Annotated in this window: 3 protein-coding genes; all 3 read right to left on the bottom strand. The window is 60.4% G+C overall.

Features of this window, described 5'->3' with window-relative positions:
- Window positions 1-67: 67 nt before the first annotated feature.
- On the bottom strand, window positions 68-973 hold the full coding sequence (locus tag QZ383_RS00400; protein ID WP_291442117.1) for an HDOD domain-containing protein: 906 nt from the start codon (window positions 971-973) through the stop codon (window positions 68-70).
- 858 nt (window positions 974-1,831) lie between these two features.
- The gene (locus tag QZ383_RS00395; protein ID WP_291442114.1) at window positions 1,832-5,350 is read right to left on the bottom strand and encodes an alpha/beta fold hydrolase; all 3,519 of its coding nucleotides are present in this window, start codon (window positions 5,348-5,350) and stop codon (window positions 1,832-1,834) included.
- A complete protein-coding gene (locus QZ383_RS00390) occupies window positions 5,347-22,122 on the bottom strand; it encodes a non-ribosomal peptide synthetase (RefSeq protein ID WP_291442111.1) in 16,776 nt (5,591 codons plus the stop codon). Before QZ383_RS00390 ends, QZ383_RS00395 begins: the two co-directional genes overlap by 4 nt.
- Window positions 22,123-22,341 lie beyond the last annotated feature (219 nt).

The raw sequence follows: 22,341 nt of genomic DNA, 5'->3' as shown, positions 1-22,341 counted from the left end.
CGCGCCTCAAGTGTGAGCCTCAAGAAAAGTTGAAAAAAACAGATGCGGCATCAGGCCCACGCACGGGCTATGCATCAAGCTCAGCAAAACCGGCTTCCTGTATTCTGACCATACTTTCAAGCACAGCCGCGCTCACGGCATCAAGATCACACCCCTCGGGCAGGTGTTCGCCCGCCTTGCTCTTCAGCATGGGCGCATCGTGGCTGCAATGCGCCAAGGCGTTGGCCGCAGCAAGCAGGCGCGCCTCCATTTTATACGTTGTGGCAAGCTCGGGCGAGTGGTGCAGGTTTATGGGTTCGGTAAGCACCAGAGGCAGCTTCCACTGGTGCATCACTGCCGCCCCAATAAGCCCGTGGTCCATGCCAAGCTGCGCGGTTTCAGCCTCGGAACTGCCGCAATTTTCGGCCTGTTCCATTTCTGCCGTCTTTTCCCAGAGTTCTGGGCGTGCGGCAGCAAAAAAAATCTTGCCCACATCGTGCAGCAAGCCAGCTATATATGCCTCGTCCGGCACCATAACCAGGCGCTCGCCAGCGCAGGCGCAAGGCCCGCATGCGCCGTTATCTCCGCCAAGCACATCCGCCAGGGTTCGGGCAATGGTTGCAACAGAAAGCAGGTGTTTCCAGAATGCCGCAGTATCAAACGTCTTGGGAAGCTGGGCCTCGCGTATAAACGACGACATGCCCACCATGAGCACAAGCAGGCGCACTTCGCGCAGGCCCATGATGCTGATGGCTCTTTGCAGGGTAGAAACCTTGAATTCAAGCCCATATGCAGCCGAATTGGCCACTGTGAGCACACGTGTTGCGAGCCGTGGACTTTTTTCAATCAGTGCAACGACCGAGCGCACCGAGGCATTGGAGCCTTCCTGGGTAACCGCAAACAGCAGGGGAAGCAGCTTGGGTTCAAACGGAAGCGTCGGCGGATTTTGCAAAAGCTTTTGCAAAAACAGCCTGGACTCTTTTTGAGATTGCATGGCAAAATCCTGAGCTAGGGTTTGCACTGCCCCTGCGCACGGTAACACAACTTGCCCAGGCAGGTGCCTGAACTCAAAGCCTCTCATATACGAAAACCCGGAACAAAGACAATAGCCTGTAATCTTTAATAACTAATACCAAATGAACCTTAAAATCGGCGCAGCTTAATATAAAAGTAGATATTTATTTATTGGCAACAAGAAGGTATCAATACGAGACCACACTCCTTAATGCCATATCCTGCAATAATCAGACAAAAGAACTGAATAAAAATAAGAGCCTTGATGCAAAATAAAAGGCAAACCCCATAACACACATAAAACGATTACATGAATACTGTTGTGCAAGAATAAACAATTACAATTACGCACCAATATATACAGGCACAACTTCAACGCTGCACATGTACCAGCAAAGCAAGTCCCCAATGCGCACTTAGCAAAACGGGGGCGACAAAACACATCAGCACAATTCTGCTTGCCTGACAGGCTGTTGCCTTAACAGACATTTAGAGTTCAAGGGGCAACTTCTGCGCGTGGCCGCACGCCATCCATGCCTGGAGGGCGCAAAATAAAAAAAAATACCGGAAAAAAACAGCCTTGCAAGCGTAAGGACGACTGTTTCATTCCGGAACATAAAATTCAAGCAAAAACTTTAGGGGAAAATGAAAAAAAACTTTCACTGAATCAAAAAAAGCATTTCTTGGCACAAATGACGTGCAAAAGCAGTTTGTAAAATGAGCGTCACACTTACTCTAAATAGAAACAACTCTCATTTTTAACCGACAACAATTTTACAACATTGTTAAGAAATTCTCCAGGACGATATCTAGACTTTTTATAGATAAATATCTCCGACTATTTTTCAGCTTCAAGATATTCCAGTATAAGCTGGGCCACATTTGCGGCAAGGCCGGCAGAAAGCATGGTTTCGTGGGTGCCCTGCGCCCAGCGCAGCGAGATATTTTCCTTCTTCAAAAAACGGGCCCAACCCTGATAGTCGTCATTCATTATTATCTGCGGGTTAGTTGCAAAATCCAGCGCGCGCACCAGCAACAGTTTGCAGTCTGAAGGGCCTGGCCGCTCGTAACGCGCAGCCGCCAGGGTGTTGCCGCGATAGGTCAGCAACAGATTGTCCATCTGCACGGCGCTGAACCCGGCAGGCAGCAATCCGCTTTTCTCACCGCATTCCACAAGGTAGCCCAGTTGCTGTTCACGCGGCATGGCGCGGAGCTTTACGGGGTCAAAGGCCATACCTTGCTGCAAAATGAGCTGCAACAGTTCGATGTCATCCTTGGCCGCCATCTGTTTTGCGCGGGTATTGTCGGCCACGGTATCAAGAATGATGACAGGCTCGCTGCGGTTGCCCAGTGTCGCATACCGCCGGGAACATTCATAGGCCAGCAGACCGCCGAAACTCCAGCCGCCCCAGATGATATCGCGGCTCTCGACCTTGAGTACTTCGTCCAGATAATACTCCGCCAGGCTCTCAACCGTATGCAGCTCTGTTGTAAGCGACGTGCGGCGCTGGCTGAAGCCCGCCGCCTCGACGGCATAGACCGAATATTTGCCGCCAAGCAGGCGCGCAAGGTCGCTGTAGCAGAACACGCTGCCGCCAACAGGGTGAAACAGCACAAGGTTCTTGCCGCCTTCGCAGTGTTGCAGCTGGATAACGGGGCTTTCACGCTTTTCGGTCTTTCCGGCCAGCAGGGACGCAAGCTGCGCGATGCTTGAATGCGAGACCAGCTCGTTCACAGCCACATGCACGCCCATTTCCTTTTCGATCATGGCAATAAGCCTGATGGAAAGAATGCTGTGACCGCCCAGACTGAAAAAGCCAGCATTGGCATCGGTGATTTCAAAGCCCAACAGTCGCTTCCATATTTCGGCCAGTTTTTCTTCCACAGGCCCGACAGGCATGCGCCCGCGCTGAATTTCCACCCCGCCCAGGGGTGACGGCAGAGCCTTTTTGTCTATCTTGCGGTTGAGCGAAAGCGGCAATTCCATCATGGGGACAAAATAGGCGGGCACGCAGTACGGCGGCAGGTGTTGCTCTAGGTATCCGCGCAGCAGGGCCATATCCACATCGCCCACCACATAGGCGGCGAGGGTCTTTTCCTCCCCGGCGCGAAAGGTATCCGCCACCACCGCCACCTGACGCACGCCGGGAAAGCCCGCAACGGCCTTTTCCACCTCGCCAGGTTCCACCCGGTTGCCGCGTATCTTCACCTGCTGGTCTTCGCGTCCACGGAAAAAAACAAGGCCGTTCTGCACATAACCGTTGTCACCCGTGCGATAGCAGGGCTGGCCGTCTTTTTCCACAAACGCACCGGGGCTGGCGTTATTCAGGTAGCCGCGCGACACACCATTGCCCAAAATCCACAGTTCGCCAGTGACTGAATCGGGCAGCTCCTGACAATTTTTATCCATGGCGCAGATGCGCACGCCTTCAAGAGGACTGCCAATGGGGTAGGCGGTAAAATCCTGATGGTTGCCCACATCTATGCGAAAGGCGCTGCTGTCCACCGTGCATTCCGTGGGGCCGTACACATTGAACAGCACCACATCCTCGTTGCCGGGGATGGCGTAAAATTTGCGGATCACATCGGGCCGCAGCACTTCGCCCGCCAGCAGCAGAGCCTTGAGCGGCAAAGGCTGACGCTGCTCGGCAAGCCAGTCTGTGAGCACGTTGAAAAACGCGGGCGTCATGTCGCACAGGTCAAGCCCGCGCTCACGCGCGCAGGCGCAAAAAAGCGAGGGATTCTTGCGTTCTTCGTCCGACAGCACGTGCAGGCTCTTGCCGCTGAAGACAGACACGGCCAACTGCTGCACAGAAGCGTCAAACGACAGGGGCGCAACCAGCCCCACCCTCTCGCAGCCCGCCGCATAGGGCCGCAGGGCGCGCAAAATGTGCATGAGGTTGCAGTGCTCAACCACCACCCCCTTGGGAGTGCCCGTTGAACCGCTGGTATAGACGATATAGGCAGCCTGGGCGGGATCGCATGGGGGCAGGGCTTGCCCGCCCGCAGGCGGCAAATGCTGGGCCCCAAACCGCGAAATCGGAACCAGAGAGCGACTGCCGCCGGGGCGGATGACCACATCATAACGGTAAGGTTGCTCCCCTTGCTGCTTGCCGCCATCCACACGGTTCTGCTCATGGTTCTGCCCAAAAATGCAAGGGGAGAATGTCACTTCCACCGACACAGGGCAGCGCGCCGCCCACTCCGTAAAAAACTGGCGGGGAACAAACAATTCCTCAGAGGCATCAAGCCGCAGCAGGCCGGTTTGATCGCCGGTGGCAAGGGCATGTGTCTGCAAGGCAGCCCGCAGGTCGTCCCGGCAATCCAGATCGCGCACCGCCCCCACAAAAACGAGGCCGTCAGGCGTGAGCATCTCCACGGCGTGATGCAGCACCCTGCGCAGATAGTTGTAGCCGGGGAAATTTTCCACCACGCCGTTTATGACCACCACGTCAAAGGCCTGACCTTCAAGAAAATGAATGTCCGCCGCTTCCATACGATACGGCGTCACCCTGGCGGCAGCGTCAAAACTGGCAAGGCGGCTGAGTTCATTGCGGGCCAGATCCACAGCCGCATATTCCTGCACGGCCTTGGCAAGCGCTTGCGCCACGCAACCAGACCCGCTGCCCACATCCAGCACTTTGCGGCCTGCGCGGAGATAATCCGCCTTGTGAGCCAGCCCGCATTTCTCAAGCACGGCAGCGGCCATGGCCGCGAGATCGCTTCGCGGGCAGGGGGCGGCGTCAAAATCGCTCTTCCAGCCCATGTCGCTGCCCCCCTGCGCCACCTGCTCCCAGTATTCGGTGCTGACAAGGCCTGTGCCTTTTTCAAGGGCATCGTCATAGTCCTGCGCATCAAGGCAGAGCACATGCCGAATGCCGGGATTCCTGTAGTGAAAATACTCGGCTTCGCGCAGGCAGGCGCTGTCGGCAATAATCAGGCTTGCGGGCCGCAGCATGGCCTCTTTGCGGCTTTGCGGCTGCTCGCGCTCCACGGGCAGATACACTGCCCCGGCCCGCATAATGCCAAGTCCCGCAGCCAGATACACCGCGCCGCGCGCGCACAGCACGCCCACCACGGCCTCGTGCCCATACCCCTGCGCAAGAATGAAACGGGCAATGCGTTCCGAGAGAACGTCCAGCTCACTGAAGGTCAGCCCATGGCCGCCCCCGGTCAGAGCTTCGGCTTCTGGCCTTGCGTCAGCAATGCTGCGGAACAGATGCTCAAGGCTGGCAAACTCCCCCCCTGCCTGCGTGGCGCTCGCAGTATGCGGGCCAGAGCAGGAAATACTGGCAGACTCTGGCCTTGCAGATTTTTTTTCTGGAGTGGCAAAGGAAAAATCCGATAACTTCATCATGCCGCCCCTTCAATTATGCCTTCAAGAAAATTCCCGTAATAAGTCAGCCAGTCCTGAGCGGTTTCCGCGCCAAGCTGTTGCGGATCATACGCAAAATGCAGGGCCAGACCTTCCTTCTGTTCTTGGACCGAGCAGAAAAGACCATACCCCCTCCCTTGCGCATCAGGGATAGAGACGCCCCCCCGCGCAAATGCAAAACCCAAACGCAGGGCACTTTGCATGAGGGGCATGTTATCATCAGCAAGGGCAGAGACCCCGTGGTCAGCATCGCCCGTACCAGCCTTATCCGTCAGCCCCTTTTGCGTGAAGGCCAGCAGTTCTTCAAACTCCATATTGTCGTCAATACTGAACCTGATGGCGCGCTCTGGCGGCACCGCCACCACAAATTGCTCCTGCTGGGTCACCTTGCCCATCAGCACGGCAAACACCGCCAGCAACACAGCCTCGGCAGATGCTCCCTTGCCCGCAGCCACTGCCTCAACACCTTGCTGCAAGGCTGCCGGGGCCAGGGCCTCGCACGTTTCAAGGATGACCGCACCGCCAGCGGCGCACGGCAAATCAGTGGGCGTAAAGCGCAGCGGCGCATCCGCAGGCGCGGAGGTCATGAGTTCAAGCATGCGCACATAATCGCGGGCCATGCGCAGCACATCGGCCTCGCTGAACAGGTCTGCGTAGTATTCAAGGGCAATGCTTATGCTCTCACCAATATCGCTCACAAAGATGGAAAGATCCGTCTTGCTGGAGAATTTGCTGAACCGCAGGGATTCAAACAGGCCCTGCCCTTCGGCGGCAAATTCAAAGTTCATGTACGAGAGGATGATCTCCGACAGGGGCGATCTGTCCGGCCATGCGGTCTGCCTGAGGTCGGCCAGCAGGCTGTTAAGGATGTAAGAGCGGTGCCGCATGCCTTCGTTGCTTACCTGCCGCGTGGCGCGCAGCAGGGCGGAAAGCGGCTGGTCGGGGTCTACGCTGAAACGCAGCGGCAGCACGGAGGCCAGCATGCCTGCGGTGTTGAGATGTTCGCCCCGCGCGTCCATTGAAACAGCGACCACAATATCCTGCGAGCCGGTGTAGGCTTGCGCCAGCAGGCTCCAGGCGCAGAGCGAAACCTGATAGTTGGTCAGCCCTTCCCTGCGGGCCAAACCCTTGATGGCCTGCACAAGCTCCGGCGCGAGGTCAAATTCATACGTGCCGCCCCTGCCCGTGTGCACCCGGGGCCGAGGATGCGATGCGGGCAGATCCAACCGGGGCAATTCGCCCTTGTAAATATTCTGCCAGTAGGCTGCCGCTTCGGGATCGGGATGCATGACCTGCCGCCAGGCGATATCCTTCATCTGCGCGGTCACAGGCGCAAGCTCCAGCCCGTGATACAGACGGTACAACTCCACATTGAGCAGCGACATGGTTCTGCCGTCCCCAAGGGCGTGGTGCAGGTCAATGAACAAGATCTTTTCACCCGCATCGGTCACAAGCAGGCAGGCGCGAAAGCCCGTTTCGTTGCGCAGGTTAAAGGGTCGGATAACAGCATCCTTGTGCGCAAGATCGGGGATGCGCCTTTCTTCAAGGGTAAATCCCGTAAACGGATGAATAATCATGGCCGGACGCTCGGCCTCAAAGTCGCAGAAGCTGGTGCGCAGCGCCTCATGCCGCTCCACAATCTGGGCAAGGGCCTTTTCAAGCCGCGCCGCATCTGCATCTGGCGGCATCACAAGGAATGCTGGCAGGTTGAAACCTAGATCGCCCTCGCTGACCATGTCGGCATACAGGATGGCAAGCTGCTCGTTGCCCACGGGGTACTTATCCAGAACTGGCGTTGTTTCCTCGTTCTTTTGCAGCGGCTGCGCTGGCTTGCGCGAGGCAAGGGCGCAGTCGACAATATCGCCGAGGGTGTCGCTTTCCAGCAGATCCGCCACAGCGAGGGCAAGCCCCGCCTCCTTGTCCAGCCGATTCACAATACGCGTTGCGGCAATGGAATCGCCACCCAGATCAAAAAAGTCGTCCTCTCTGGTCAGCGGTCTGTCATATCCAAGGCAATCGCGGATAATCTCAAGCAGGGCCGCCCCATCAAGACTGTCGGCATTAACGCCGGGTTGCGCCTGCGTGGCATTGCCCTTCGCCGCACTGCTGCTGATTGACGCGCTGCCCAACATGCTGCCGGGCAACTCGCTCCCGGGCAGGCCGTTAAGGGCAAAATTCGCTGCGCTTTCGCCCGTCATGCCCACAGCCACAAGATCCTCGCCGCTGGCAAGCGCGGCCTCAAGCACGGCAAGGGCCTGCTGCGGCGCAAGCATGGTTGCGGCTTCCGGCCCGTTGCCAAGCCCCTCGCGAACGGCCATGCCCACGCCCGACCATGTGTTCCAGTTGATGGAAAGCCCGGGCAGCCCAAGGCTGCGCCGATACCGGGCAAACGCGTTCAAATAGGCATTGGCGGCGGTGTAATCACTCTGCCCCGGCGCGCCCACAAGGGCCGTGCGCGATGAAGCCAGCACAAAAAAGGCCAGATCATCACCAAGGGTTGCCTTGTGCAGGTTCCAGGCGCCAGTCACCTTGGGGGCCAGCACGGATTCGTATCCCTGCCTGTCGCTGGTCAGCAGGTAACCCCTGCCAGCCACGCCAGCCGTATGAATGACGCCTTGCACAGGGCCGACCTCGCGCCGGATTTTTGCAAAAACCTCTTCAACCTGCGCGGCATCCGTAACGTCGCAACGGAAGGCGGCAAAGGGCACGCCCTCCAGCGCATGGGGCGGCAACTGGCTGCTTCTGTGCAGCAAAACCACCCGCGCCCCGTGGCGCTCATGAATCTGGCGCGCCAGCGTCTGGCCCATGCCGCCAAGGCCGCCGGTGATCACCACGCAGCCGTTCCTTGTTATAACAGGTATGGCGGTCGAGGCAGGCGCAGACGGCAGTTTGACCAGCTCGCGCACACGCACCGTGCCATCGTGTGCCGCCACATACGGCCCGTCAACCAGCCCGAGGCTGGCCACAAAGGCCGCTACGGAAGCTGCATTCTGCTCCTCAAGCTCCACATAGGCGCAGGAAATCCTGGGTTCTTCCCATGGCAGGCAGAGCAGCGGCCCCATGTACAACGCGCCCTGCGGCAAACATGCCTGATGCGGTTCATGGGCGGAGGTATCCGGCACAAAGGCCCCGCTGCCCACAACTGTGACGCGCAGGGGGCGGCGCAGCCCGCCGCTGCAAACCTCTTGCAGCAGGGCGCAAAGCGGCCATGTGTCGTTTTGCCCGCCCGACTGCAAGCTGGGCAGCCAGAGCAGATGATCTGTGGGGCCAGCCAGAATTTCATGCGCCAGCGCGCGGGCTTCATCCGCATGCGCGGGCAAGGGACGGCGCGCGTGGGCAAGCGGCTTAAGAGCCTCACCCAAAAGGCCACCCTGCCCGCCAAGCAAGATGATGTTTTGCGGCCCGGCAATAGAGCCTTTCAGATCGGCCTGCTTCCACCCGATGGCGTACAGTTCCGGCTGCGGCTGCAAAATATCCGGGCCGGATTTGCCAGCGGTTTGCCCCTTGCGCAGGGCCATAAAGGTCATTCCTTCAAGCTCCGCAACAATCTGGCCCGAGGCGTCCGTCACCGTGCAGTCGGCCACGATCATACCCTGCTGACGGTCGGTAATACGCACCAGCGCAAAGGCCTGCGCGGTCAGAGGGTTGTAGAGCCGCGCCATGCGGCAACCAGCGGGCACAAAACCGTAAGCCCCGCGCAGGGCAAGGCTTGCGGCAATGTCCATCATGGCCGGATGCCAGCGGAAGGTATTGAAATCCGCCCGATAGGCCTCGGGCAGGCACAGCTCTGCCAGCAGGGTATTGCCGTCCTCCGCCACCCAGAGCGCCTTGCGGCACTGCCAACGCCCGCTGACCATGAGCGGCGAATCTTCCGGCGTATCTTGCTGCGCAATTTCGCGCAGACCTTCGCGCACTGTAGCCAGATTCAACGCCGCAGGGCGGGCAATCCCGCCGCGCAATAAACCGCTGGCGGCCACGCTCCATGTGCCTGTGGCCTGCCCTTTGGTAAACGTCTCGCCAGCTTTATGGTCGGCAGGCTCAAAGTGGTGCAGCTCCACGGCAAGGGCATCGCCCTGCTCCCGCGCCAGCAGCACTGCGCGGCATCCGGGGCCGCAGGCTACGGGCTTGCGCCAGCGCAGATCGTGCAGACTCAGGGGGGCGGCTCCGCCAATCCATCCCAGACAATCCAGCAGGCCCATGCCCACCAGCAAGGGGGTGCCTTCAAGCCTGTGCTCCCCAGCAGGCCAGAAATCCGGCCTGTCCACGGCAAGGGCAAAAGCCTTTCCGGCAGGTGTCATGACTGGGTCGGAAAGAAAATGCGCTGCAAAACGCGGCCACAATGTAGCGGCGGCGAGAGGAGCTGCGGGCAGATGCACCCTGTAGACGGGCCTTTCTGCGGGCCATGCAAGGCTTGCCCCGGCAAGATAGGCGCTGGCGGCTGCCTGCGCCGCTTCCTGCGAGGCAAAGAATGCGCCGGGAAGGGGATTTTCCATGCTGTCCCGGCTGTCATGACGACCCGCGCTGGCCACGGCAACGCCCGTGAGGCCAGCCTCCAGCTGTTCAAGCAGTCCCTGCCGGAAACGCGCCACAAGAGCCGCACGCACAGGCAGAGCATCCCGCCCTGTCATGAGGGTGGCGGCAACGGCATGCAGGGGCCAGCCCTCGTTGCGCGCCACAGCCGCCGCGACCGCCCTGGCGTAGTCCTGCAACGAGGCCTCGTCCGGGGCGGAAAATACCACGCACTGCCAGTGTCCGTCGTCCTGCGGCAAAGGCTCCGCCTGATGCTCCGCCACAATCACATGGGTATTTACACCGCTGAGGCCAAAAGAACTGACACCGCAGCGCCAGGGCCGCTCCTGCGGAGGGAGCGGCTCAAGCTTTTGCGCCACACGCACGGGCGCGGCCTCAAAATCAATGTGCGGATTTGGCCGCTCAAAATGCGGTTGCGGCGGTACAAGGCCGTTTTCAAGACAGAGCACGGCCTTTGCGAGGCCAGCAGCGCCAGCGGCGGCATCCAGATGCCCCAGATTACCCTTGACCGAACCGATAAGCGCTTTTTGCTCCCGCTGCGCGCCCTGCCGGGCAAAGGCCCTGCGCAGACCCTCAATTTCCACAGGGTCGCCCAAAACCGTAGCCGTACCGTGGGCCTCAAAAAACTGGATATCTGCCAGGGAGACGCCCGCATTCCGCGCAGCGCGGTCAATGACCTCGGCCTGCGCCTCGGGATTGGGCGCGGCCATGCTGGAGGACTTGCCGTCCTGGTTAACGGCGCTGCCGGGGATTACCGCATGTATGGCATCATGATCGCGCAGTGCGGCATCGAGCGGCTTGAGCAGAAATACCGCCGCCCCTTCGCCCGCGCCAACGCCTTTGGCCTCGGCGTCAAAGGTTCTTGTACGGCCAGAGACAGACTCGATGGCAAAGGCTGCATCGGCCTTTACAGGCAGATCAATAACATGCGCGCCGCCCACAAGGGCCACGGCGCACTCGCCCTCGTGCAGGCTGCGGCAGGCCTGATGCAGGGCCGCCAGCACAGACGAACAGGCCGTATCAACGCTGGCCGCAGGGCCGTGCCAGTTTTTCATGTAGCTCAGGCGGGCCAGCACGTTGGAAGGCACATTGAGCAGATAGGTCTGCTCCGCCAGATCGGGGAAGGCCCGCGTTACGGCAGTCTGGAACAGACGCACCGGGCTTGCCCCCACAAAAACGCCCACATCGGCGTTTTCAAGGGCGCTGCCGCCGTAGCCCGCATCGTCCAGAGCACGCAGGGCCGTTTCAAGAAATACGCGCTGGGCCGGGTCAAGCAGGCTGGCATCGTTGGGCGAAAGGCCGAACCGCCGATAATCAAAGGAGGAAATATCCGAAAGATAGGCGGCCTCGCGCAGGCGGGCATCGTCAAAGGCAAGGCCCACGGCATCAAATATCTGCCGCGTTTCGCCGCGCCGTTTTTCGGACATGGGAATATTTTTGTCCGCGCCTCTGGCAAGATCGCGCCAGAAGCTCTGCACATCGGCATAGTCGCCAAGGCGCACGGCCATCCCGATAATGGCTATGGGCGCTGTGGTTGCACGGCAGACGGCAACGGTGCTGCCAACCTGCTGCGTCCGCGCAATAAAGGCGGCCTGCGCGCGGATGGTGCTTTCTGAAAAAAGCCCCGCCAGCGTGAATACTCCCGACCATTGCTTGTCCAGCAGGGTGTGCAGCCGCACCAGCAGGAGCGAATTGCCGCCCGCGTCAAAAAATCCCAGATCAGAACCCGCTTCCACTTCTGGCATGACCTGCCGCCACACTTCGCGCACGGCTTCGATCAATGCGGGGGAGAGGCCGGAGTCCGAGCCAGTTTGCCCGCCAGTTTGTGAAGTTGGCTGGAATGCATCCGGCCCAAGCGCAGCAGAGGCGGCATCCTTCTCCCCACCTGCCAGCAGGGGGTAGCCCTGCAAGCGCTTGCGGTCGGCCTTGCCCGAAGGACTCAGCGGGATATCTTGCACCACAAAAAAGCGGGACGGGCACATGTAGTTTGGCAGCAGGGCCGCAAGCTCCGCGCGGATGCCCGCCAGATCAAGCCGCGCGCCACCCTGCGGCAACAAAAAGGCCTCAAGCGCCGCGTATTCGCCAATGCGTCCCATCCGCACCACTGCCTGTGATACGCCCCGGCAGCGCCCAAGCGCCGCCTCGACCTCGCCAAGCTCAATGCGATAGCCGCGAATTTTCACCTGATCATCGTTGCGCCCGAGGTATTCAATGCTGCCATCGGCCAGCCAGCGCCCCAGATCACCCGTACGGTACATGCGGCTGCCGGGGGCAAAGGGATCGTCCATAAAACGCTGGGCAGTGAGTTCGGGCCTGTTCAGATAACCTCTGGCAACCTGTATGCCCGAGATATAAATCTCGCCCGTTACACCCAGCGGCACAGGGTTCTTGCAGGCATCCAGCACGTACAGCCGGGTATTGCTGACCGGACGGCCAATGGGTACCGCATGGGGCGGCGTGTTCAGGCAGGGCTGCCACGACACGTCCACGGTCGCCTCGGTGGGGCCGTAGAGATTGTGCAGTTCCACCTGCAACTGATCCGCATGCGTCAGGGCGCTCCACCGCGCCACAAGCTCGCGGGGCAAGGCCTCGCCGCTGGTGAACACGTAGCGTAATGACCGCAGCCTGCGCACATCGCCGGGGTGCCCCTCCAGATGATCCAGAAAGGCCCGCAGCATGGACGGCACAAAATGCAGCACCGTGACCCGGCGGGCCTCTATGGCCTGCACGATGAGGGCGGGATTTTTCTCCGCATTCGGTTCCAGCAGGGCAATGCCCGCGCCCTGCCACGACCACCAGAACAACTCCCACACCGACACGTCAAAGGTGATGGTGGTTTTTTGCAGCACCTCGTCGCCCTGCCCGATGGGAAAGCGCGACTGCATCCACAACAGACGGTTGGCAACGCTGGCGTGTTCGATAGGCACGCCCTTGGGCCGCCCGGTGGAACCGGAAGTAAAGATCACGTAGGCCGGGGAATCCGGCGGCAAGGGTTCCGCTTCATAATGAGGAACAGCGCCCGGCACCTGCGCCCCAGCGACCAGCGCCTCAAAATCAGGCGAGAGCACGCGCTGGCCGCACTGCCCATTCTGCCCGTCCTGCAAATTTTTGCGGAAGGCCTCCGCAAAGCGCGCTTCGCACAGCACCACGCACTGTCCGAGGTCTTCAAACACGGACCGCATGCGTTCATCAGGCAATGTGGCGGCAAGCGGCACATAGACTGCCCCAAGCCGCAAAACGGCAAAAATGCAGGCCAGCATTGCGGGCGAGCGCTCAAAGCACACGCACACATACTGACCGCGCGCCACGCCCTGCCCTTGCAGCCATGCGCACACGGCATCCACCTGTACGTTGAACTGCCGATAGGAAACAGCCGTGCCTGCGGCGTCCATCACTGCCATGGCATGGGGAGTGCGGGCAGCCTGAGCGCGAAAACGGCTGTCCATGTCGGCGGCGACATCCAGCGGTTCCGCCGTATCATTAAAGCTGGCAAGTTCTGCGCGCTCCCGCGCTGGCAGAATATCCAGTTCGGCCAAGGGTTTTGCATCATCAGCCAGCACGGCGTCCGCAAGGGTCAGCAGGCGCTCGGTCATGCGGCGGACTGTCTGCGGGCTGAAAAGCTCGGTGCAGTATTCCACATCCACCGTATAGCCGCCGTCCGACCGCTCCTTGAAGTAAAAACTCAGGTCAAACTTGCTGCACAGGTGCGGCAGAGGCAGAGGCTCCATGCACAGGGGGGGGCGGCCAAAATTGTTCCAGCTTGCGTCTTCCAGCGCGGCAAATACGTCAAACACGGGATTGCGCGCGGCATTTCTCTCCACCCCCACGGCTTCGATAACTTTTTCAAAGGGGCAGTTTTGCGCGGACAATGATTTTCTGAACGCGGCATCCACCGTGCCCGCCAGCTCGGCAAAGCCGCCCTGCGCGTTCATGCGCGCCCGCACTGCGAGCGTGTTGACAAAAAGGCCCACAACCCCCTGAACCTGCTCATGCTCCCTGTTTGCCGCAGGGCAACCCACAATAATATCGTCCTGCCCGGTATGGCGGAGCAAAAAGGCATCCACCAACGCGAGCAGCACGGGGAATACCGTTACCCCGGCCCGCAAGGCCCAGTCCTTGAGGCCGTGGCTGCGCTCAAGCCCAAGATCAAAGCTCTGCACGGCCCCTTCAAAACGCTGCACTGCCGGGCGGGGATAATCCAGCGGCAGGCGCAGCCGTTCCGGCAGGGGCGCGAGGTCGCTGCATATCTGCTCAAGTCCTTCCGCCTCCCGCTGCGATTCCCACAGGGCGTAGCTTGCAAAATCCAGTTCCAGGGGCGGCCACTGCGGCAGGCTGTCTTGCAGCGCGGCGCCGTAGGCTTCGTTGAGTTCGCGGGTGATAACTTCCGCCGACCAGCCGTCAAATATGATGTGATGGAAGCAGAACAACAACGCATGGCTGCCGTCCTCCTGCCGGAACAGGGCCACGCGCACCAAGGGCCTTTCCGGTCCCAGAGGCAGGCTCATGCCCAAATAGGCGGCATCGGTCAGGGGAGCATCGTAACATTCGAGCCGCAGGCCGCCAGCAGGAGCAAGACGTTGCTCCGGCGCATCCAGGGCCACGCGCAGGCGCAGGGCATCGTGCCTTTCTTCAAGCAGGGTAAGGGCCTCTTGCAGGGCTACGGGGTCCACCGGGCCGCGCAGCCGCGCCGCAAAGGGGATCACATAAACCTGACCGCCCTCATGCAGCTTTTGCAGAAACCAGATGCGCTGCTGGGCTGGCGACAGGGGGTAGACTGCAAGCCCTTCCACGCGGGGAATGATCACATCCGCCTTTGCCAGACTGCCAATGTGAACGGCAAGGGCGCGCGGGCTGGGATAGCCCATCACGTCCTCTATGCCCACAGTCACAGAGAGGCTCTTGCTCAACTGCGAGAGCAGACTCATGGCTATGAGGCTGTGGCCGCCAAGCTGGAAAAAATCCGCATCCACAGAATCCACAGGACAACCAAGCACGGCGACATAGGCCGCGCGCACGGTTTCTGCCAGATTCGCCACATCCAGCCTCTGCGGAGCCTGGGCTTGCCCTGCTATGACAGCAGCGTTATCGGACGCATTTTCAGCCTCGCCCTGCTCTGCTCCAGACTTTTCTGCGTCCGCCAGCGCGGTATTCGCCGCTTCTTCCAGCGCAAGGCAGGTACGCCCTCCCTCCGAGGCCGCTGCCACAAGCACGGCATGCAGCCCGTTGCGCAGGGCAAGCGCCCTCTCCTCTGGCAGCCGCTCGGGATCATACAAAAAACGAAAACGCAGATTCACGCCGGGAATAACCGAAATGCCCAAAGCGTAAGGCAGTTTTTCAAAACCGCGCATGTCGCGCAGTTCAACACGGTTGTGGTCAAAACACGTATCGACAGGATAATTTTCAAAGACCATCAGGTGGTCGAGCAAATTCCTGCCCAGTGTCGCCAGGGGCACATAGCCATAGCGCATCTGTTGCAGATTTTGTTCTTTCACCTGGGCCAGCAGCGCGCCGAGGGATTCGCTGGCTGTCCAGCGCGCCCGTAGCGGCGATGTCTGAATGAACAGCCCCACGGCGGACTCAATGCCCGCCAGCTCTGCCGGACGGCCCGAAGTGACCACGCCAAAGACCACGTCGCGGCAGCCATTGTTGGCATTGCTGAGCACAATGGCCCACAGCGTTTGAACAAGGGCGGAGAGCGTCACCGCCTCTGTTTTTGCCAGCTCTTGCAGGCTGGCGCTCAGGGCGGCGTCCAGTTCCAGTTCCACTGTCTGCGGTTCGTCAAATTCCCCGGGGGTGGCAGCGCGGGGAGCCGGTTGGGCCAGCTCAACCCCGGTTGGCCCGTTGAAATCCTGCAACAATCCGGCCCAGTAAGCCCGCGCCGCACGCTCATCAAATTGCGCGCGCCAGCGGGAATAGGTCTCCAGCGGAAAAGGCTCCGGCAAACGGCTGTTTTCCGGCCCGCCCTTGGCCCCGGCCAGGGCAAAAAGCTCCCGCAGCAGCACGCCCATGCACCAGCCGTCCATAAGCAGATGGTGGAAGCACCAGCTCATGACCACGCGGTCGGCACCCCGACGGAAAAACCGCGCCCGCAGCAGGGGGCCGCGCTGCACGTCAAAGCCGCGCTGCCGTTCCGCGCGCAGCAGGGCCTGTGCTTCAGCCTCGGCCTCGGCCTCCGGCAAGTGGGAAAAGTCGTGAAATTCAAGACTGGTGCGGCCCTTGAGCAATACCACGCGGTAAAATTCGCCCTCCACCGGCATGGGAAAGAGGGAACGCAGGCTTTCGTGCCGCGCGGTGAGCGCTTCCCACGCGCGCATGAGCGCAAAAATATCCACCGGGCCGCGAAAATGAAATTCCACCTGCTGGGTGTAAACCCCTGATTCCGCAAGCAGCGACTGATACAGCAAGGGCGCATGTCCGGCATCCGGCTGCGCAATGCGCTCCACATCCTCCGCACGGCAGCCGCAGGCGGCAAAAATGGCGTCCAGGGTCTGCTGCGGCAGATAGGCGGGCAGGGTCTTCAGAGCCGCAAGCCAGCTCTGGAGCAAGCCGGAAACCCAATCATGCGCCAGGCAGTGCGGGCTGAACCACGCCCCGAGGTGCAGGATGCCCTGTTGGTCAAAAAAAACCGAAAGCTCCAGCGGAGCATCCGCCTCCATATCGGCGTGGACAAGCTCGGGGATAAGCCCCGGAGCCAGAGCCGAGAGCATCAGGGAGGCCTCTTCGTCAGGCTGACCCGTCACACGCCCCAGATAGTTAAAGGCAATCTGGGCCGCATAGCCAAATTCAGCCGGGTTTTCCTGCCGCAAATATCCATAGGCATTGCAGTTTTCCGGGCTGAAATGCTGCGCCAGCCACGGGCCGAGGACTTCGCGGGCCTGCGCGTAGTTCAGGGCAGGCTCAAGCGGCATGGGACAGACCGCCGTAAACCAGCCAAGGCTGCGGCTGGCGTCAAAACCAGGTAAAAGTTCATCGCGCCCGTGGCTCTCAAGCGTCACGCGCACCGCCGACTTCTGCCCCTGGGCGTGCAGGGCGCAGGCAAGCGCGGCCAGCAGATCGGCCTTGGCATCGGTGCTGTATTCCTGCCGAAAGCCATCAAGCTGCGCGGACAAACGGGCGCGGCTGGCGGCCCTGTCCCGGCTCTGGGACAAAAGGGCCCGCAAGGGTTCGCATGGTACGGCGCAGGCAGCCCGCCACAAGGCGCGCTGTTCCTCAGACGGGAATACCCCGGCGGCGCGCAGCCGCTCAACCTCGCGGGCGCGCAGGGCAAGGCCGTGCGCTTCGCACTGGGCTTTGCCTGTGCGGCAATAATGGAGCAAGCCCTGCCGCAGGGTTTCAAGCGAAAGCGCGTCCAGCGCAAGGTGATGCCCCACCAACAGCAAGAAGCGTTTCTCGCCCTGCCGGGCCAGCATGGCCCCCAGCGTTTTGCCGCATGTCGCATCAAGGCCCGCCGTGATCTCCCCCACCGCCTCGCGCAGCAGGCTTGTCTGCTCCACAGTGTCGGCGAAATCGCGGCAGTGCAGGCCTATTTTTTGCGGCTCGGCCAGCAGCACGGCATGATCCGGCGCAAAGGCCATGCGCAGGGATTCGTGATTTTCCGGCAGGGTTTGCAGCCATGCTTCAATGCTTGCCGTTGGCACATCCGCGCGAATTTCCAGCGGCAGCAGCATGAAGAACTGCCGCCAGTGACTGGGATGCGCACCCAGAAAATAGCGGGCAAATAGCAGCAGGGGAACCTGCTCGCCTGGGGCAACAGGACTGTAGTCCATAGTCTGCGTTGCAGAAGAGTCGCTCTCGGCGCTTTCCAGCAGGGTGCAGAGATCGCCAAAACGGGGCATGCGCAAAAAATCCGGCGCGCTCAGGGCGGTTATGCCGCTGCGGCGCAGAATGCCCGTTATCTGGATAGCCTTGATGGAATCGCCGCCATCCCGGAAAAAGTCGCTTTCTTCCTGCACAGCGCTGGAGCTGCCGGGGTGCAGAATCTCGCGCCAGGCATTACCTAATACCTGCCGGGGATCACGGCGGACAAGACCTTCGCAGGCACGACGCATGCTCCGCGCCAGATCATTCAGCAAAGCCGGGGCATCGGCGATGCAACCCGCGTCATATTCCAGCACAATGCGAGAAGCCGTGCCCGTTACGAGGGTAAAGCTGGCTGTGAGCTTGCTGGCCCGCAATTCCAGCTCCAGCCTGTTCAGTTCAAGCCCTGGAACTCCCACTGGTTCAAAATACGCATGCGTTGCCAAAAATTCTGGCACAATATCCGCAGCGCAGTAACGGCTGTGTTCAATGGCCTGCCGCATCTGGCGGGCGGCATCGACCACGGCGGCGCTGTCTTCAAGGACGTCAAGGCTCACGCGCAGGGGGACGGTGTTGACGTAAAATCCGGCAGCGCAAAATTCTTCCTGCGTTTCGCGCAGGCCCATGGGCACACCCAGCAACAGTTCTTTTCTGTCAAAACGGCGGCAGAGCGCGCGCCCCGCCAAGGCCACAAAGCAGGCCAGCACGCTCGCTCCAGAATTTTTTGCCAGAATTTCAAATCCCAGTGCGGTTTCCGTATCGAGATTAACGCCGATCATGGCCCCCTTGCGGCTGGCGGCCCCGGCGGCCTGATTCACGGTGGGCACTGGCGGCGTAAGTACCTCCTGCCAGTAGGCCGCATCATCGGCGCAGGCTGGCGATGCAGCATAGGCGGCCTGCCTGCGGCAAAAAGCCTCCTGTACAGCCAGCAGGCCACGCACGGGAGGTTCGCCGCGCAAATAACGCAAGGCATTTTGCAGCAGGATTTCAAGGGTTTCGCCATCCCCCGCCACATGGTGCACCAGCACAAGCACCTGAACACACTGCGGCAAAACAGCGGCCACAAGGCGCACGGGCGGCTCCACACGCAGATCAAAGGGCGTGTGGATCTGCTGGTCAAAAAATACCGCCGCTTCGCGCGCATCGGCAATGGTCACGCTGCACAGGTAGACCTCGCCCTTGCCCTGCGCAAAATGGGGATTGTCTATATCGCCCGCCACCGTACAGTGGAACAGCTCCTGCGCGTTGGCAGCCCTGCGCAGACCTTCCAGAAAATCCGCTGTTCTGTCGCCGCGCAGTTCAAGCAGCAGGGGCATATTGTAGTCGATGGAGCCTTCATTCACCTGCTGGTAGGCCCAGATGCGGAATTGCCCGGTACTGAGCGGCGCGCTTTCAATGCCCGCAAGGGCCGACTCCGCACGGACGCCGCCAAGCTGGGCTTCCACATCAAACAGCGTTTCGCAGCTGACAAAACTGCGGAAGGAGATATCAACATTAAATGTCTTGCGGATGGCATGCAGCAACGACATGGCGTTAAGGCTGTTGCCGCCCTGGGCAAAAAAACTCTTTTCGGGATCGTAGGCCCGGCCAAGCACGCGCTCAAAAATCTCCAGAAGCCCAGCATGGGCCTTACGGCCACTGCCGCCATGCGCTTCGCCCCGCCGTGCAAGGTTTTGCAAGGCCTTGCGGTCGATTTTGCCCGTGGGGGCGAGGGGCATGGCTTCCAGCACGTGCCAGGCCGAGGGCACCATGTAGGGCGGCAGGCTTGTTCTGCTCCACGAAACCACCGTTTCTATGGATGCGCCGGGCCGCAGCACAAAAAATGCCGCAAGGCTGGCCTGACCGCCCGCATCCTTGACGGCCAGCACAGCCGCCTGACTGACGCTTTCGCAGCTTTCAAGCAGGCAGGCCACCTCGGCAAGTTCCACCCGGTTGCCGCGTATTTTCACCTGATCGTCTGCGCGGCCCAGCAACAAAATTTCGCCCTTGTCCGACCACAAGGCCATATCGCCGGACGCGTAAAAGCGGGCATTTCCTTCCTGCGGCACGTGGATAAAACGCTGCTCCGTCATTTCAGGCTTGTTGTGGTAGCCGATGGCAAGACTGGCCCCGCCTATCCACAGTTCGCCCGCCATGCCTGCGGGCAGCTCACGCCCCTCGGCATTGCGGATGGAAAGCGTCACATTGGGGATGGGGCTGCCCACGCCGATGGGTTGCGGCTCAAAGGGCGAAACTTCCTTCATGGCCGCGCAGACGCACGTTTCCGTAGGGCCGTAGGCGTTGAAATAGCGCAGGCCCTTGGCATAGTGCAGGGCATCGCCCGCCACAGGCGGCTCGCCCGCCGTTATGAGCACGCGCAAACCGGGGAAGGGCTCTCCCTCAAAAAGATTAAGGTACGAGGGTGGCAGGGTGACAACGGTGATGTCGTTATCAATCATGTACTGCCGCAGCGTCCAGGGCGCGTTGCGGCACTGGTCGCTCACCGGGTACAGGGCGGCCCCTGCCAGCAGAGCCATGAACATTTCCGACAACGAGGCGTCAAAAATGGGCGGCGCAAACTGCAACACATGGTCATCGGCCTGCACGCCAAAAAGCTCGATCTGCCCCTGGATCATGTTGGCAAAGCCGCCGTGCGGGGCCAGCACGCCCTTGGGCTTGCCCGTGGAGCCGGAGGTGTAGATCAGGTAGGCTCCATCCTCTGCCCGGGGCGCATGCGGCAAGGGCGTTATTGGAGATTGTCGGTAGGTAAGGTCGGCCAGATCAAGCGTGATGTCCGCCCCGGCGTCCTCCACAATATAGGCCATACGGTCGGGTGCGGCCTTGGGGTCTATGGGGAGGTAAATCGCTCCAAGCCGCTGGATGCCCAGCACAACTTCGGGCAGATTGGCCGTGCGCTGTGCCGCCACCGCCACAATGCCGCCCCGCACAACGCCCTGACCGGCCAGCCACGAGGCGCAACGCAAGGAATTTTCGCGCACTTGCGCGTACGAAAGGGCGTTGCCCCATTCGTCCTTGACGGCAACGCGCCCGGCAAAGGCATCCGCCACCGCGTCAAAAAGTTCTGGCAGAGAGCGGATATCATACGTTCTTGCAGGGCCGCTGCGCCATTGCGCGAGTTCAAGCTTTTCTTCATCCAGCAGATAATCAAGCTGCGGCGGCTCAATGCCAGCGGCAAGCTGGGCCACTACGCTCTCAACGCGGGCGACAAACCTCTCCACATCCCTGTCGCTCAGATGGTTGCGACTGTTGCGCACCGTGAGCGAAAAACAGCCCGAGCGCAGCTCCTGCATAACCAGAGTACCAAAAAGGATCGGCTCCTTGGCGCTGTGCCTCTGCTCCGCCTCGACAATGGGGAATTTCGGCGTGCCGGGAGGCGTATTGGGCAGAAAATTGACAAAGGTATCTGCCAGAAAAGCAAAGTTTTTGCCTTCAAGCTGGCGGGCAGCCAGTTGGTAAGGCGTGCGCACATGGCGGTAAAATGAACCGTTCTGCGCGCTGACTGCCTCCAGCAGCCCGGCAAAGGTATCGTGCGCGGCCACGTTCACCAGCAGGGGCGGCAGCGACATCATGGCCCCCTGCCGCCGGTACAGCACCTTGCGCTCCCCATAAGCTACTGGGGCAAGAGCCACAATGTCCTTTTCTCCGCTCATGAACGACACGATGAGCGTGTAGATGCCCGTGAAAAACACCGCAGGGCTGACCTTGTGAGCGGCAATGAGCGCGGACGTTTCACTCGAGGTTTTTTCTGACAGCACAAACTTCTGGTGGCGGCTCTCGCCAAGCACATCTGGCCGCCCCGGCAGGGCGCGCAACAGGCGCTTTTCTGGCAGACGGGAGAGGTGTTCGTGCCAAAAAGCCATGTCTTTCTGAAAACGCGGCGAGGCGCAGTGCGCCTGATCTTCAAGGTAGGCTTCTTCGCAGGAGCACGGCTCGCCAAGGTCTGGCGTTTCTCCGCACGCGAGTGCTGTGTAAACGTCTGCAATAACAGCTATGTGAAAAAAGAATGCCAGCCCGTCCAGCACCACGTGCGAGCACTTCATGGCAACTATGCAGCTCGCCTCGCCAGTGATCACAAGGGCGTAGCGCATAAGGGGATTTTCTACCGGTTCTTCAAAAAACTCGTCGATCATGCGGTCGGCAGCGGCGGAGGGATTCGGCTGCGCAGCGGCGTCCAGAACCCTGAAATCAGGTTCCTGCTCTTCACCCACAAGAAAGTACGGTTCGGCTTCATCCTGGCACAGAGAGGCGGCGGGCAGAGGCGTGAAATGCAGCGTGCGCTTGATGGCTTGGCGCAACAAATCGGGATCAAGCAGGGCGTCAATGTGATAACAGCCCCGAATGGAGGTTTCGGCATAGTCGGACAGCGCCGCTTTTGCAGAGAGCCACAGTTCTTTTTGACACCCGGTTAAAGGCACAATCTTTGCCATTCCGTCCCCCACTGCGGCTTTAATGCGCTTAGTGCAACATGGTGGGCAAAATAGCTCACGGCCTGCATATTAGCAAGTTTTACATATACTTTGGACAGTTTTTGCCGTAAATTCACGAACAGAACGAAACCTGGGTATTGAATGTATTTCCTCAACAATAACTCTGTATCCGGGTGTTCAGGCACGTCCAAAACGCCTGAACACCAGAAAATCCATCCG

The organism is Desulfovibrio sp. (genome assembly GCF_019422935.1).
Classification (GTDB): Bacteria; Desulfobacterota; Desulfovibrionia; order Desulfovibrionales; family Desulfovibrionaceae; genus Desulfovibrio.
Note: the sequence above shows the minus strand (reverse complement) of the source record. Positions and strands in the feature narration are given on the sequence as shown.

Bases quoted from the DNA above. Each gene is read 5' to 3' on its own strand.
- QZ383_RS00400 (WP_291442117.1), bottom strand. From the start codon at position 973: ATGCAATCTCAAAAAGAGTCCAGGCTGTTTTTGCAAAAGCTTTTGCAA.
- QZ383_RS00395 (WP_291442114.1), bottom strand. From the start codon at position 5,350: ATGATGAAGTTATCGGATTTTTCCTTTGCCACTCCAGAAAAAAAATCT.
- QZ383_RS00390 (WP_291442111.1), bottom strand. From the start codon at position 22,122: ATGGCAAAGATTGTGCCTTTAACCGGGTGTCAAAAAGAACTGTGGCTC.